Raw genomic sequence first — 15,660 nt, forward strand, 5'->3', positions numbered from 1 at the left:
GCGGTTTTTTCTTTTGCTCTGGAGGAGGGATCAAAAGTGAATCATTTCCCGTCTGCCAATGATTTTTGTAAGGGATAAATACTATAGGGTTTACTGATAAAGTAGGCGACGGAGCAGACGATCACAAACAAGGGCAGATTTTCAAAGCCAAAGACTTCCCCACCGATAAAGATCGGTGCAAATAAAGTGCTAGTAGCACTGCCAAAGACACTGGCATAGCCTAGGGCTGCCACCAGTTCGATAGGCAGTCCGAAGAGCGGTGCCAGCACGACGCCCAAAGAGGCGCCGATCGCAAACAAAGGGGTGACTTCTCCGCCCAAAAAACCAATACTGATAGTCAGTACAGTTAACACCATCTTAAGCAGCCAGTCATAAGAATAGATTGGTTGATTCGTGAAACTAGCGCTGATCAAATTCGTTCCTAAACCTGAATAACGACCATGATACAAAAGGACAAAAAGTAAGACTAGCACGAGTGAACCGATGCCAATGCGCCAGAGAGGATGAGGAAAGCGTCGTTTCATGATCCGTTTCATCGTTTCTAATAATCCCGCAAAGCTGCCACCAACAATACCAAATAGTAAGCCAATCAAAAGTAATTTCAGAAAAACAGCCAAAGTCAAATCGGGGGACGGTGACAAAGCAAAACTAAATTTTTCTAATCCTAACAATTGAGAAGTCGTACTAGCGGTGAAAGCAGCCAGCAAAGTTGGTAATAGTGCATGATGACTGAATTTACCGATGACAAGTACCTCCAGTGCGAAGAACGTCGCAGCGATCGGGGTTTCAAATAAACCAGCAAATCCCGCAGCCATCCCAATCATGATCAGGGTGCTGGCGTACTTTTCTAGTCGCAGCCATTTTCCTAAGCGATTGGCGATGGTGGCACCTAACTGAACCGCAACCCCTTCTCTGCCAGCGCTTCCTCCAAATAAATGCGTCAGCCAGGTTCCCACCATTACAAAAGGAATCAAGCGCAACGGAATGTCTTTTTCTTCTTCATGTCCGACTAAAAACACTAAATTCATTCCCTGAGGACTTCGGTCACCGTACTTTTGGAACAGATAAGTAAAACAAATGCCGATAATGGGTAAAAAGAGAATCAAGGGCAAAAAATGACTATCACGAAAGGCGCTTAAGGAAAGTAGGATCTTCCCAAAGAAGGTGTCGACGGCTCCAGCGAATACGCCAATAACCAGACTGACCACACCTAAAGCAGTCAGTTCCCAATTAGTTGTTTTTTGTTTCATCATTTCTATCACGATCCTTTAAAAAGAATATAGGAACAATGCTCCTGCAAATACGACGACCTAGTGAAAATAAAAAAATGACTGCTACACACTAAAAAAAGTGGTAGAAGTCATTAGCAAAATTGCGGTTTCAGTAAGAACTGAGGGAGACATTCATTCCCGATTAGCATCAATATTATCTGATAAAACCCTCCTTTTGTCAATGGATGTTTGTTGTGAAAAGCAATTCATCTAACACTTATCTTTTCTACATAGTTATGGTAAAATTAATCTCATAAGAACTTATATGGGAATTGAGCGCCTTGAGGATAATTGGCATGAAAAGGGATGAAAGGACGATCCTTCTACTGTTTGACCAAGGGTAAGACAGTGAGTAGTGAGGAATCGAAGAGGAATAAAAAATGGTTGCATTTATGACGAGCGAAAAATGGCTGCAAAGTGAGCGTTTTTATTATGTGATCCTACCAATTCTCATGGTAGTTGGTCTGATTGCGTTATTAGGGTTCCTGATGGTTCTGCTTTATCGAGAAAACCGCAACCCAAAAGTGACGCTATTGCTTGGCGGCATAGTCGTTACGTGTCTATTAGGTTTTTTTATTGGGGATCAAGTGTATGGTGAATTCAAAACGTATAATGCGCTGATCACACCGAATATCCGAGATCGCGAAAAGATGTTTCTAGGCTATAAATATTACGAATCTGATACTACAGCAATTTATCAGCGCATCCAAAGCAATGAAGCGATTGAAACTTTAGGAATCTATCAAGCAATACCGGTGGAACGGGAGATTGAATTTCTTGGTTCTGCTCATAACTCCGTATATTTTAAAATGGGCGCCCAGGTTTACTATGCTCGCTATCAACCGACTTTTGTGGATGAGGAAACAACTGCTAAACTGCAGGGGGTTCAATACCATTTGACTGATCCTTCCTTTAAAACAATTGGTTTCTATTCCGAAACCAACAACTATTTAACGGCAATTACGATTCCAAAGTCCCAAGAAACCCTCGAATATCAATCCGTTGATTCTGTGATCCCGAAAGAATTTGGGAAAAGTCAAACCCAATGGGCGTTACCGAATAGGAATGAATAACGATAAAAAAACTACCTAAGTCACGAAAGAAAGCTCCCTCAAGAAGGAAACTTCCGTGCGCAGGTAGTTTTTTGCATGCTTGGTCAGAGAACATTGCTTTTCCTATGACTGATCAGGTAGTCCTCTTTCTTTTTGCGAGGCAATTTTTTGAAGGCGGCTTCTGCTTGAGTGGCTTTACTGCGAGTGGAAAAGCTTTCCGCATGGATCATTTGCAAGGGTCTGCGACTAGCGGGACGGGTATATTTTGCCCCGATCCCTTTGTTATGCTCTAATAAGCGGCGACTCAAATCGGTAGTATAGCCGCCGTAAAAGGATTGGTCGTTGCAACGTAAGACATAAAAGTAATGGTTGTCAGCAGCCATAGAGCATCGCCTTCACTTCTGGACTATAAGAGCCCGTTTCATCATAGGTAATGAGAGGAGAATCAATTTTAAACCCTTCCGCCTTACCATCCTTGATTCCTTCAATCAATAAAATATTGGCCTCTTTGCCTACTTTCGGATAGACGAAGCGGACTCGTTTTGGCGCGATTCGATGGGTGCGCATATGGTCCAAAATATCGAGAAAGCGATCCGGGCGATGAACCATCGCAAACCTTCCATTCATTTTTAACGCTTTACTGGCGGTTTGGATCACTTCATCTAAATTTGTGGTGATCTCGTGCCGGGCGATCGCTAAATAGGGATTCGGGTTTTTGATCGCCGTCGGTATATTTTTAAAGTAAGGCGGATTGCAGACCAAAAGATCGACGGAATCAGGTTTGATTTTTTGAAAGAGATTCTTCAAATCCATAGGATAGACCGTCAGCTGTTCTTGCAAGTCATTTAATTCGATACTGCGCTGCGCCATATCCGCTAAGCGTTCCTGCAATTCGACCTGATAAATATGAGCAGTCGTTTTTCTGCTGATAAATAAACCGACTGCGCCATTCCCTGCACAAAGGTCAACGATCACACCTCTTTTTGGTACTCTAGCGTAATTGGCTAATAAGACAGCATCTAATGAAAAAGAAAAAACTTCGGAACTCTGAATGATCTTGATGTCATCGGCATACAATTGGTCAATGCGTTCGTTCGGTTGCAACATGAAGCATACTCCTGTTCTAAATTCATTTCAATGTATTATACTACGATTAAGAATAATGGGAAACGCTAAAAAAGGCTTGTCATTTAAACCGTTTTTTTGCATACTTGAATAGGAGAGAAATAGAAAGGAAAATGAGTATGTTTTTTCGCTTTATGCGCGGTGTGGTTCGCGTAGTATTATTTTTGATCAACGGCAATGCTCGTTATCAAAACAAAGAGGTTTTACCTAAAAATGAAAACTATATTTTAGTGGCTCCTCACCGAACCTGGTGGGATCCATTGTACCTAGCAGTGGCTGCTCGGCCAAAGAAATTCAGTTTTATGGCGAAAGAAGAGCTGTTCAAAAACCCGATTTTACGGTTCATTTTGATTCATGCCAATGCTTTTCCAGTCAAACGGGACAAACCAGGACCGAGCGCGGTAAAGACGCCAGTCAAAATCTTGAAGGAAACCGATCTTAGCTTGATCATGTTCCCAAGTGGTACGAGACATGCAACGGCCTTAAAAGGTGGCATGGCGTTGATCGCGAAAATGGCCAAAGTCAAGATCGTTCCCTCTGTTTATCAAGGACCGCTGACATTAAAGGATTTATTTAAACGCAAGCGAGTGACTGTCCGTTTTGGGGAGCCAATCGATATCAGTGACATCAAAAAGATGGACAAAGAGGGCTTGTCGGAAGTGGAACGGCGCATACAAGGTGCATTTGACACACTGGATCAAGCGATCGATCCGTCATTTGTTTATCAAATCGATGAGTCCAAAAGAGAAGATTAATACCTAAGAAAAGCCGTTGATCCTTTTGTGATCAGCGGCTTTTTTCTAATGATTTAATCCAACAATTCGAAAGCAAATTTGGTCCATGGTTTCAAATATTCCAACAAAGGCAACTCCTCTTTTGGGATAGCACCGACTTTGTTTTTTCGGGCGTCTTGGTGAGGGGTCAAAACGATCTGCAATTCGTTTTTGTACTGACCAAAGGTATCATTGCCGATAACGATGTCCCCATAAGCAAACGGTTCTTGGTTTGTATGAGGGAGGTTTTCGATGGGACGGTATTTCACCCGTGATTGTGTGGAACGAGCGACTAACGCATTACTGTCACCGCGACGAAAATGATTGGTTTCAGCTAATATCCTCCGTTCGATTTCGCTGGCTTCTGCTTCTACGGAAACGCCAAAGGTCAGTTTGTAGCGATCGATCGCCGCCAGAGCTTTCAGTTCTGCATCCGACGCATAGGCATTGCCAATAATCACCGTATCGATCAACCCAGAAGCAAAAAGCAGCTTTCCTTGCAACGCCAATGGTAAATCGCGACAAGATTCTAAGGTTGGCAGGCCATCATTGACTTCCCAAGGGCCAATTTTGGCTGATTGACTAGTGATGAAGGCGGCTGTTTTCAACCCATATTTTTTAAAACGTTGACTGCAGTTGCGGAAAAAAGCCTCCGTTAAGCCTGTGCCTCGTTGGGGGTAAAAATTGTGGCAGCCATATAAAAAAGGTTCATTGGCTTGATAAGAAAGGATATTTTCTAAATAGTTCACATCATTACTCATATTCAATTCAATCGCCAAGCCGAATGGATTGAAGGTCAGTTGGGCTTCTTTGCTGCCATCAAACCCTTGATCCAAGCGGATACCGTCCGCACCTAATTCTGCAAAGAAGCTTAGATCGTCATAAGAGATCGCCAGATCACTAAAAACAGCTGGGGAAATATCTAAAATCGTTTCAAACCCAAGGTTCTTGGCAAACCCGATAATCGAAGAGAATTTTTTTCTGACGGTCTCTTTGCCTTCACTGACTTCTAGCATACTCATAAATAAGCGAGAGTAACCAAGGGCAGCAGCTTTTTTTAAATAGTCTTGATCCAGTAAAGGATCGCTATGGTCGGGGTAAATCGAAAGGCCAATTTCTCGTTTCAATGGTTTTCCCTCTTTCTAAAAAAATCGTACGAAGCACCTCTTAGTATCGAAAAATGCTGCTGAGGAGCGCTTCTTCCGATTGTCTTGATGGGTGCTTCGTCCGACCTTTATCAACAAATTATTGTGTGACTGGTTGAATTTCTTTTTCCAATTCGTTTTTGTCATAGATTTTTACGAATGGGTAATAGATCAGAATCGATAAAAGAATCAAAAGAACATTCAGCACGATCGCACGCCAATCGCCGCCAGTCGCTAAGAAAGCACCAATTGGTCCAGGCAATGTCCAAGGGGCATTGACCGTGACGGCATTGACTAAACCTGCTGAGGTGGCGACCCATGCAATGACACCATTGATTAAAGGCGCAATGATGAACGGTGGGATCAAGATTGGATTCAAGACGATCGGTGTACCGAAAATCAGTGGTTCGTTGATGTTGAAAATAGCTGGAATTAAGGCTGTTTTTCCTAGTTTTGAACCGAATTCCGATTTTGTGCGAAAAGCTAACAAAATAGCCAAACCAATCGTTGAACCAGCCCCACCAATCCAGATGAACCATTGATAAAATGGTTCGGCTGCAATATTGGGAATCATATCTCCCGATGCAAGCGCTGTTGTATTTCCTTCTAACAACTGTAACCATAATGGACGAGCCAGTGAACCAACGATAGAAGCACCATGGATCCCGAATGACCAGAAGAAGGTCGTCAAGAAGGTGATCAAAAGCACACTTGGCAAGGTATCTGCGGCACTGACTAAAGGATCGACGACTTTTGCCACGATCGTGTGCCAGTCAAAACCGATATAGTAAGTGATCGCGCCCATTCCTAAAATGATCACTAAAGTGGGAGTCAAGGCTTCAAAAGAGCGAGCGACTGCAGGTGGGACTTGTTCTGGCATCGTGATTTTAAATTTCGATTTGTCCGTTAACCGATAGATTTCAACGGCAAGAATCGAGGTGATGATCGCCACGAACATACCAGCACTCCCTAAATTGGCCATTGGCAAGACAAAACCGACCGTTCCAGCTGCATCCAACGCTTCTGCTGGGATATTGACCGGGGTGAAGGTCAGTAAGAAGGCGGTCGTTGCTAAGATCCCGCCTGAAAGACCATCAAGCTTATAAGAGCGAGAAAGACTGTATCCGATCCCGAATGCAGCATACAAGCTCATAATGTACATCGTCATTCGATAAGGCAATAAGATGGTTGTGGCATTGCTAGACAAGAATTGATAGATGCCCCAACTTTGAGGCAGCGGTGGAAAGGCTAAAATCATAAAAAACGAACTGACGATAATCAATGGCAATGTTGAAACGATCCCGTCACGAACCGCTCGCAAATGACGCTGGCTGCCAAGTTTTTCCATCGGTCCTGCCAGATGGCGTTCGATGAACTGAGTGAATTTATCTAACATGGTTTATCCTCCTAAGATGTTTTACATTTTTGTTTCCCATGGATTCGGAATGATTTTTCCTAAAATCACGCCTTGGGCTGCCCCGGTTGCTGCAGGGGCATTGTTGACACGGCTGTGAAGGGTTTCATTTCCTAAGATGGCGAAAGCCACCGCTTCTTTGGCATCGTTCGAACCGCCAATGTCATCTTGTGTTACAACGGCTACTGTTTCGGGTAAATAGCCTTTGATCATCTCAATCAGCAGATGGTTATGGGCGCCGCCACCTGAAAGAATCACTTCAATATCATTTGTTCCCAACTGAGGGAAAATGAACCTTTGGTAACTGTCAGCAATGGAAAATGCGGTGAAATCGGTTAAAGTCCTCACCAAGTCTTCCGATGCTACTTGGGGATATTCGGTCATTAGCTGCTGCACAAAATGTTTGCCAAATTGTTCACGTCCAGTGCTTTTCGGCGGTTGCTGGGACAAATAAAAATGAGTTCTTAATTCCTTTTGCAAGGTGGGTATAATTGCTCCCGCTCGGGCTGTTTCACCAAACGCATCATAAGGCTGACCGAATAGCTGAACCATTAGTTCATCGATGACCATGTTTCCTGGACCTGTATCAAAAGCATATAATTCGCTTAAGCCACCATTTTTAGGCAGAACCGTAACGTTGCCGATGCCGCCAATATTTTGCAATAAGCGATTTTTATCGTCTGATTGATAAAGCAGATAGTCCGTATAAGGTACAAGGGGCGCTCCTTGCCCGCCAGCAGCCATATCCATCACTCGGAAATCGGCGACGACTTTCGTTTGTAAGCCATAAGCAATAATCGAAGGTTCGCCAATTTGCAAGGTGCTGTTTTTCGCTGGATCAGCATCGGGGGAGTGCCAGATCGTTTGTCCGTGGCTGGCAACAAAATCAATGCTTTTTTCTTCAATACCGGCTTTTTGGCAGAGGATTTGACACGCTTTCAAAAATTGATACCCTAATTCAGTATTTAATTGGCAGATGAGGGGAACATTTGATTCCACCGGATCACAAGCAGTTTTTATTCGTTCCTTCAATTCTTCACCAATGGGCAGTGTGAGCATTTCCATCAGCTGGACGTCAGTTTCGGTACCGCAGCCGTTGATTTTTACTAAAGCAGCGTCGATTCCATCCAAACTGGTTCCTGACATGAGTCCTATTGCAAGCATATCGTTTCTCCTTTCTTTTAGAATAGTGATGAAAGCGATTGTTGAATTCGATTTCACACTCATTGTAAATGAAGTGTAATTATATTTCAAGATATAAATTTATAATTGAAAAAACATTTCAACATAATGATGTTAGGTGTTCGCTATTTTTATCAAAAATGGGTGGTAAATGAAATTTCGCTGGAAGAGAGATGTCTAACGATCAGGGAAAGTGGTATAATGATTGGAAGGATATTTTTTAAGAAGGTGAAGAAATGCGCTTTATACATACAGCTGATTGGCACATCGGAAAAAAACTACATGGCTATGATCTGCTGGAAGACCAACGAGCAATCATTGATCAAATCATAGCGCTAGCAAGAGCAGAAAAGGTCGATGCCATCGTCATTGCGGGGGACCTTTATGATCGTTCGGTTCCTGCTGTTGATGCAGTCAAATTACTAAATGAAAAAATCGCTGAAATCAATTTAACGAATGAACTGCCATTATTGGCTATCTCAGGAAATCATGATAGTCCAACTCGTTTAGAAACCGGCAGTCAGTGGTTTCAACAAACACGCTTTTACCTGTCCACCAGCATCGAACAAAGTTTGCACCCGGTTGAGTTTGACGATACACAATTCTTTTTACTACCGTATTTCGAACCCATCGAGGCCCGCTTGTTTTTTGATGAACCATTAATGAAGATTTCTGATAGTGTCCAAAGAGTCATTGAGGAGATGACCAAGAACTTTGACTCGTCCAAAAAGCAAGTGCTAGTGACCCATTTTTTTGTGGCGGGTTCTAGCCAAACAGATTCAGAAACAAAAATTCAAGTTGGCGGATTGGACAGCGTACCGACCACCGCTTTTGCGCCTTTTGATCGGGTTGTTTTAGGCCATTTACATGCCAATACGGCTCTCAAACACCCAAAGATCGGGTACAGCGGCTCACCACTGAAATTTTCCCTTTCTGAACGGACGAACCAAAAAGGGATCTATCTTATTGATACCGTAAAAGATACCAATGAATTTATTCCACTGACACCAAAAAGGGATATCCAGCAGCTGACGGCGTCCTTTGAGGAGTTGATCGATCCGGTTTTTTACCGTGATCTGGATCGTGAGGCGTTTTGGCATTTTCTGCTGACGGATCGTGCTGTGATTCCAAATATGATGAATCAGTTGCGAAAAATCTATCCATTTATTTTGTCTGTCGAACGGTTGAATGGACGAGAACAGACGAAAAAAAGACAGCTAACGACACGAGAAACCGACCCGCAGACCTTGATCAGTCATTTTTTTCAAGAAATGACGGGAGATTCATTGCTCGATTCACAAACCAAATGGATCGAACAAGGATTAAATGAAGCATTTGTCGTGGAAAAGAGGGAATAGTCATGCAACCGAAGTCTTTACAAATGAAAAATTTTGGTCCATTCATTGATGAAAAATTGGATTTTAGTCAGCTGCAAGCTGGCGGGTTGTTTTTGATCAGCGGTAAAACTGGTGCAGGAAAAACGACGATTTTCGATGGAATGACGTTTGCCTTGTTCGGTGAAACATCGGGGAATCTGCGCTCAGGCAAAGAAATGCGATCGATGTTTGCTTCACCAACCGAAGAGACCAGCGTCACGTTTACTTTTGAACATCAGCGTTTTACCTACCAGATCCAACGGAAACCGGAACAGGCGTTAGCAAAAAAACGTGGTGACGGTGTCACTAACCAAACGGCAAAAGTTCAATTGACGATTTTTGACGCCGATGGCAAAGAGAAAAAGCAGATCAGTAAACGCACAGAAGTTGATGCATTTATCAAGGATCTGCTGCAGCTGGATGCCAAACAGTTTTTTCAAATCATGATGTTGCCGCAAGGAGAATTTCGTAATTTTTTGATTGCCAGCAGCAATGAGAAAGAACGCGTTTTACGGAATTTATTTGGCACGGAAATGTATCAACAATTTAATGAATGGTTGAAAGAGCAAGTCAAAGCACAAAGTAAAAAGCTTGAGCATCAGCAGCTGCTCGCCTCGCAAATCATGGAGCGCTTTGAATGGGAAGAAGCGCAGGAGGTTTTAACGGTTGCGGAAGGTCTTACTTTGTGGGCGCAGGATTTAGAAAAACAACAGGCGCAGCTTCAGCAGTTATTGCACAAAAAAGACCAAGCGATCCAAGAAATGAAAGCTGCGCAAGACGCTTTTTACCGTGCAAAAGAAATTGAAAATGCACGGATCGAATGGCAAGGTCTACAAGAAAAAGCCCGAGAGCTGCATGCTAAAAAAACCGAGATCGCTCAGAAAAAAGCACAGTTGAACCAGTTGGTGTGGGCGCTTGAACATCAAGAAATCATGCAGCAAAAAGAAGAACGAGTGAAAGAAGCACAGCAAGCTACTCAGCAAATCAACGAAACAAAGCAGCAGCTGCAAGAAATTCAGCAGCAACAAGTAAGCTGGCAAGACCAACGAGCGTTGATTGACGGCATCAAGAAAAAACAGGAAGCTGCTAGTCAAAAAGTTCAACGAATCCAGCAGCAGATCCCGCTAGCACAGCGCACACAAGCGCAGCAAGAAGAAGTGGTGCAACTTGAAAAAGCCGCACAAAAACAGACCACCGAATTAACGAAGATAAACCAAGCGCAAGCAAGTGCCAAAGCGCAAGCGCAGCATCTGGCAGAAGAAATCGAAGCATTGCGAGGGTTTCAAGCAGAAGCGGTGAAATTAGTAGAAACGCAGGCTCTGGTAGAAAAATGGCAGCAAGCAAAAGCGCAGTTTCGTGAAGCCGAGCAAAAAGCAGGGGAACAGCAACAAATTCATTCGGAGTTGGTTCTTGAACAACAGCAATTAGCAGCATCCTTGCTGGAGCTGCAAAAAACGTTAAAACAAGAAACCAGTCAAAATGCTCGAATGCAAATTGCTCGGCTTCGTCTTTTGCTGGAAGAAAATGAACCCTGTCCGGTTTGCGGATCATTGGATCATCCGAATACACAGGAGCACACGACCTATCGCATCGAAGACATCATTGCCAGTGAACAAAGACTTGAGCAAACACAAGAAAAATTGACGAAGATCCAGCAGCAAGTATCGGCAAATCAAACGCTGCAGGAGCAAGCCACATTGCGAATCAGCGAATGGCAAGCCACCAGTGTTGCTGCGCAGAAGCAAGTGGCATTCGCTTGGACTGCAGTTCAACAGGCATTTGCTGCCTTGCAGCCGATAGAAAACCAAGAGACGATTACCGAGGAAACGGCGGTAGCGGAACTAAAGAAACGGCAATCTTTCAATCAACAAAAAGCCGCTTCTTATGAAGACGCGCAGAAGAAACATCAGGCAGTAAATGAGAAATTAGCAACGTTAAATGAGTCCTATCAGCAAGTCAGTGAGCAAGCGAAAAAAGCCCAAGAAGCGCGCCAGCTTGCGGAGGGGAAATTGGCTTCTTTACAGGAACAACTTGCAGGCGCAACGTATGAACAATTACAAGCCGATTTAGCAAAAACCAATGGTTTACTGAGGGAATATACGCAACAAATTGAGGCTGATGCCCGACAAGAAGCGCAGCTAAACGAACAGCAAGCGATTCTTTCAGAGAAGCTGAAAAATCTGCAGCAATTTTTTGAACAAAAGCAAGCGGCTAAGACAAAAGCAGAACAACGACTGACGCAGCGACTTCAAGAAGCTGGTATGACTGAGGAAACGATGCGGGAATTGATTGCCCAAGCCGCTCAAACAACCGTTCTCTCAGAAGAAATCAAAACCTATGAGCAAGAAACGGTGTTTGTTCAGCAACGGCTAGCATTGTTAGATGCACAGTTAAAAGAGCAAGCTGCGATTGATTTAAACCAATTGGAAGCTGACTACCTTCAGTTGCAGACCGTGATGGAGGAACTACAGCAAGAAACAGTTCGCAAACAGGAGAAAGTCAACGGCAATCAACGGTTGTTTGACGAGCTGCAGGTCATTTATCAGCAAAATGTCGAAGAACTGGCCCAATTAGGCCAACTTCAGCAGTTGGCAGAAACCATCAACGGCGAAAACGTCAAAAAAACCAGCTTGGAACGGTATGTACTGCAGCAATTTCTGACAGAGATCTTAGAAGTCGCCAATGAACGCTTGGCTCGGTTGACTCGTGGCCGCTATCAATTTGAATTAGCGGATAAAGTTGGGAGCTATCGAAGCTCAACAGGCTTAGAAATTGACATCTATGACGATAATGCTGGTCAAGTCAGAAGAGCACATACACTGTCAGGCGGTGAAAGCTTTATTGCAGCCTTAGCGTTAGCAATCTCTTTAGCAGATGTGATCCAGCAACGAGCTGGCGGGATTGAGATCGAAGCACTTTTCATCGATGAAGGGTTTGGCTCGCTTGATGAAGAATCATTAGAAATGGCGATGGAAGCATTAGAAATGATCGAAAATGAAGGGCGCATGATTGGGATCATCAGTCATGTTCGAGAACTGCGGGCAAGGATCCTGCAGCAAGTTTTCGTAGAAACCAACGGCAGCGGGCAAAGCCGGATCCGAATAAAAGAATAAGGAGAGGAGGGCTCTTATGAAGTGGAGTATTCCAGAAAAAGTAATCGAGCGGGGGAGAACGTATCTTAATGAAGGCCGTGTCCTGTCTGTCACCCCGGATAAAGAAAAAAATGTGTGGCATGCAGAAGTACTCGGAACAGAATTGTATTTAGTTACTTTGGATGCTACTGCCAAAGAAGTGGATTATTGCCAATGTCCCTATTGGGAAGAACATCATTATTGCAAACATACGGTGGCCGTCGAACTCTATTTACGCCAACAAGGAAAAACACGGAAAATCAATGAACAAACCCCCATCAAAAAAGCCTTTTCTGCTTCAGAGATGTTTTCCAATGGTTTTGCTCGCTTAGACAGCGAAAAGGAAGCGAGTAAACCATTACAGATTGAATTTCGGGTAGATACGATTGCGACAAATCCTTATCACCAAGAGATGGATATTTTAGGGGTCTCTTTGAAGGTCGGGCATCGCGGCACGGCCAGGACCTATGTCGTCAAAAACATTTATAAATTTTTACAGATGTATCAAGAGAACAAGCACTATGCGGCCAATAAGCAACAGACCTTTTTGCTTTCTGCGGATGCCTTTGATGAGAAAAATCGAGCTTTATTGAATCGATTGACAGGAATCGCGCAAACCCAACAATTAATGGGGCAAGCGGGCATTCAAATCAATGGCAAACTTGATAAAAAATACTTGCTTCTGCCCGTTGAATTCGGCAAGGAACTGCTATTGCAATTCAATGATGTCTACACGCAAATCACCATTGGTGAAACCAAGGTCAGCCAAGTAGACTTCCAATCGGGGGAACCATTGACGTTTTCAGTTACAAAAGAAGCGGATCATTTTCCGCTGCAGTTCGTAAAAGACTTCGACCACTTACTTAGTTATTATAACTGGGGGCTGTTGGACGGAACATTTTATGAATTGACTGTCGAGCAAAAGGAGATCTATGTCACGATGCAGCAGCTGTTTAAACGTTTTGAACAGCCAATCATTGATTATCCAAAAGAAGAGCTGGCGAATCTCTTTATGAAAGTTTTGCCTTATTTGCGAAAAATTGGGCGTGTCCAAGTGGCTCCTGAGGTTCAAAATGACATCGAAGAATCTGAATTGAAAGCAGTTTTCTCCTTGCGGAAAATCAAAGGTCAAGTAGATCTACAAGTTGATTTTACTTATGGAGAAGTCGTTTTTTCAAGTGATGAAAAACATCAATACATGCCAGAAAATCATCCAGAGATTTTACGTGATTTCCAACAAGAAGCACGGATCGAAGCCATTATTGAAACCTTTGGCTATCAAGCCAGCAGCAAAAATTGGCAAAAAAATCTACCGCTAGGTGAGCAACTCTATACCTTTTTTACGAGAGAGATCCCGGTCTTGAGACAATTAGGGGAAGTGCGGATCGGCAAGAAGCTGAGGGAACTCTACCTTGATGCCCAGCATCATCGACCAGAAATCGTGATTGAAGAGAATGGTTCTTGGTTGGATATCAAGTTTGATGTTAGCGGCATTCAAGAATCAGAGATCAACGATGTTTTGCGGAGTCTGTTGCAATCTGCGCAATTTTATACCACAGAAAATGGGCAAGTTCTTTCGCTGGAGTCGGAAGAGTTTCAAGAAGCAAGTGCTGCCCTCAAAAAATTACGGCTATCGTTAGATACGAAAAACGGGGCAATCCAAGTCCCATTGAATCAAGGGCTATTACTGCAAGAACAGTTTGCCGATCAAGCGAGTTTTAGTACAGGCTTTCAGCAAATGACGGAAGATTTGATCCATCCAGAAAACTTTGAGGCACAGTTGCCAGACAACTTGCATGCTGAGTTGCGGCAGTACCAAGAAGTTGGCTTTCGTTGGCTAAAAATGTTGAGCCATTATCAATTTGGCGGCATTCTTGCTGATGAAATGGGGTTAGGGAAGACCGTCCAAACCATTAGCTATTTGCTTTCTGAGAAACAAGAGCATCAAAAATTGAATGCGTTGATCGTGGCGCCAGCCAGTCTAACATTCAACTGGCAGCAAGAAATCAAACGGTTCGCACCTTCAATTTCAGCGACTGTCATCAGTGGAACGAAAGAAGAGCGAGAAGCGCAGATGGCGCAATCAGCGGACGTCCGAATTACTTCTTATGCAAGCTTGCGTCAGGACATTGATGCCTATCAAGCACTAGAGCTATCGTGTTTGATTTTAGATGAAGCACAGATGGTCAAAAACAGCGCGACCAAAACGGCACAGGCATTGCGATCCTTGGAAGTTCCGCAGCGGTTCGCCCTCAGTGGCACACCGATCGAGAACAATTTAGAAGAATTGTGGTCCTTGTTCCAAATGATTATGCCAGGCTTTTTCCCCAACAAGCAGAAATTTAAGGAACTATCTACACAGGAAATTGCAAAAATGATCAAACCCTTCATTTTGCGAAGAGATAAAAAATCTGTGTTACATGATTTGCCGCAAAAGCTGGAAACAAATTATTACAGTGTCCTAACAGAGGAACAAAAGAAAATTTATTTGGCGTATTTGCGACAAATGCGAGAAGAAATCGCGCAAATGGATTCTACGTCTTTCCGCAAAAATCGGATCAGTATTTTGGCTGGCTTGACTCGTCTACGGCAAATCTGCTGTGACCCTCGATTATTCGTGGAGGACTACGGAGGGTCTTCTGGGAAACTTGAACAGGTCAAAGATTTACTCTTAGCAGCCAAAGAAAATGGCCGTCGTGTCCTGCTATTTTCTCAGTTCACCAGTATGCTTTCGATCATTGAAGAAGAATTAGCCCAGGAAGGGTTTGAATCCTTCTATTTGCGTGGCAGCACACCGCCGCAAGATCGTTTGACGATGGTCAATGCTTTTAATAGTGGCGAAAAAGATGTCTTCTTGATCTCATTAAAAGCAGGAGGAACTGGACTAAATCTGACTGGTGCAGATACAGTGATTTTATACGATTTATGGTGGAACCCGGCAGTGGAAGAACAAGCCGCTGGACGAGCCCATCGGATCGGTCAAAAAAATGTAGTCGAAGTCTGGCGAATGATCGCCGAAGGAACCATTGAAGAACGAATGGATGCATTGCAACAAGAAAAGCGTGAGCTTTTCCAAAAAGTGATTCAAGGCAATGAAACCCAGCTTCAACAAATGACCGAAGAAGATATTCGCTTAATTTTGAGTATCGGCGAAGAAAATTAAGCATTCAAAAAAACATGGACCCGCTTGA

Annotated in this window: 11 protein-coding genes and 1 riboswitch; of the genes, 5 read left to right on the top strand and 6 right to left on the bottom strand. The window is 43.5% G+C overall.

Features of this window, described 5'->3' with window-relative positions:
• Nucleotides 1–41: 41 nt before the first annotated feature.
• On the bottom strand, nucleotides 42–1,253 hold the full coding sequence (locus tag IGI92_RS06225) for a chloride channel protein (protein WP_008379710.1): 1,212 nt from the start codon (nucleotides 1,251–1,253) through the stop codon (nucleotides 42–44).
• Nucleotides 1,254–1,347: 94 nt separating this feature from the next.
• Nucleotides 1,348–1,420, bottom strand: a riboswitch (Fluoride riboswitch).
• Between the two features lie 231 nt (nucleotides 1,421–1,651).
• Between IGI92_RS06225 and IGI92_RS06230 the strand changes: the two genes are divergently transcribed.
• Complete coding sequence (locus tag IGI92_RS06230; protein ID WP_086338085.1) at nucleotides 1,652–2,344, top strand: hypothetical protein; 693 nt, start codon at nucleotides 1,652–1,654, stop codon at nucleotides 2,342–2,344.
• Between the two features lie 83 nt (nucleotides 2,345–2,427).
• Here the strand turns inward: IGI92_RS06230 and IGI92_RS06235 are convergent, their stop codons facing one another.
• Together IGI92_RS06235 and IGI92_RS06240 are read right to left on the bottom strand one after the other, a co-directional pair.
• The gene (locus IGI92_RS06235) at nucleotides 2,428–2,706 is read right to left on the bottom strand and encodes a GIY-YIG nuclease family protein (RefSeq protein ID WP_005236776.1); all 279 of its coding nucleotides are present in this window, start codon (nucleotides 2,704–2,706) and stop codon (nucleotides 2,428–2,430) included.
• Nucleotides 2,696–3,430: a tRNA1(Val) (adenine(37)-N6)-methyltransferase gene (locus IGI92_RS06240; RefSeq protein ID WP_005236774.1), complete on the bottom strand. Its 735-nt coding sequence runs from the start codon at nucleotides 3,428–3,430 to the stop codon at nucleotides 2,696–2,698. The genes IGI92_RS06235 and IGI92_RS06240 overlap by 11 nt, the downstream gene beginning before the upstream one ends.
• 137 nt (nucleotides 3,431–3,567) lie before the next feature.
• Between IGI92_RS06240 and IGI92_RS06245 the strand changes: the two genes are divergently transcribed.
• Nucleotides 3,568–4,203 carry a lysophospholipid acyltransferase family protein gene (locus IGI92_RS06245; RefSeq protein ID WP_430608296.1) on the top strand — a complete coding sequence of 212 codons (636 nt, stop codon included), beginning with the start codon at nucleotides 3,568–3,570 and terminating at the stop codon, nucleotides 4,201–4,203.
• Nucleotides 4,204–4,256: 53 nt separating this feature from the next.
• Here the strand turns inward: IGI92_RS06245 and IGI92_RS06250 are convergent, their stop codons facing one another.
• The 3 genes from IGI92_RS06250 to anmK form a co-directional block, all read right to left on the bottom strand.
• Nucleotides 4,257–5,348, bottom strand: a complete 1,092-nt coding sequence (locus tag IGI92_RS06250; RefSeq protein ID WP_005236769.1) for a DUF871 domain-containing protein — start codon at nucleotides 5,346–5,348, stop codon at nucleotides 4,257–4,259.
• Between the two features lie 118 nt (nucleotides 5,349–5,466).
• Nucleotides 5,467–6,762, bottom strand: a complete 1,296-nt coding sequence (locus IGI92_RS06255; protein WP_430608297.1) for a PTS sugar transporter subunit IIC — start codon at nucleotides 6,760–6,762, stop codon at nucleotides 5,467–5,469.
• A gap of 21 nt (nucleotides 6,763–6,783) precedes the next feature.
• Nucleotides 6,784–7,944, bottom strand: a complete 1,161-nt coding sequence (gene anmK, locus IGI92_RS06260) for an anhydro-N-acetylmuramic acid kinase AnmK (protein WP_034872212.1) — start codon at nucleotides 7,942–7,944, stop codon at nucleotides 6,784–6,786.
• Nucleotides 7,945–8,198: 254 nt separating this feature from the next.
• Between anmK and IGI92_RS06265 the strand changes: the two genes are divergently transcribed.
• The 3 genes from IGI92_RS06265 to IGI92_RS06275 are packed head-to-tail and all read left to right on the top strand — an operon-like array spanning nucleotide 8,199 to nucleotide 15,632.
• On the top strand, nucleotides 8,199–9,320 hold the full coding sequence (locus IGI92_RS06265; RefSeq protein ID WP_005236763.1) for an exonuclease SbcCD subunit D: 1,122 nt from the start codon (nucleotides 8,199–8,201) through the stop codon (nucleotides 9,318–9,320).
• A gap of 2 nt (nucleotides 9,321–9,322) precedes the next feature.
• Nucleotides 9,323–12,451: an AAA family ATPase gene (locus IGI92_RS06270; RefSeq protein WP_430608298.1), complete on the top strand. Its 3,129-nt coding sequence runs from the start codon at nucleotides 9,323–9,325 to the stop codon at nucleotides 12,449–12,451.
• 16 nt (nucleotides 12,452–12,467) lie between these two features.
• Nucleotides 12,468–15,632, top strand: coding sequence for a DEAD/DEAH box helicase (locus IGI92_RS06275; protein WP_086332239.1), 3,165 nt, complete (start codon nucleotides 12,468–12,470; stop codon nucleotides 15,630–15,632).
• Nucleotides 15,633–15,660 lie beyond the last annotated feature (28 nt).

Origin of the sequence: Enterococcus sp. DIV2379 (assembly GCF_050542965.1) — a bacterium.
In the GTDB taxonomy this organism is placed as follows: Bacteria; Bacillota; Bacilli; order Lactobacillales; family Enterococcaceae; genus Enterococcus_D; species Enterococcus_D entomosocium.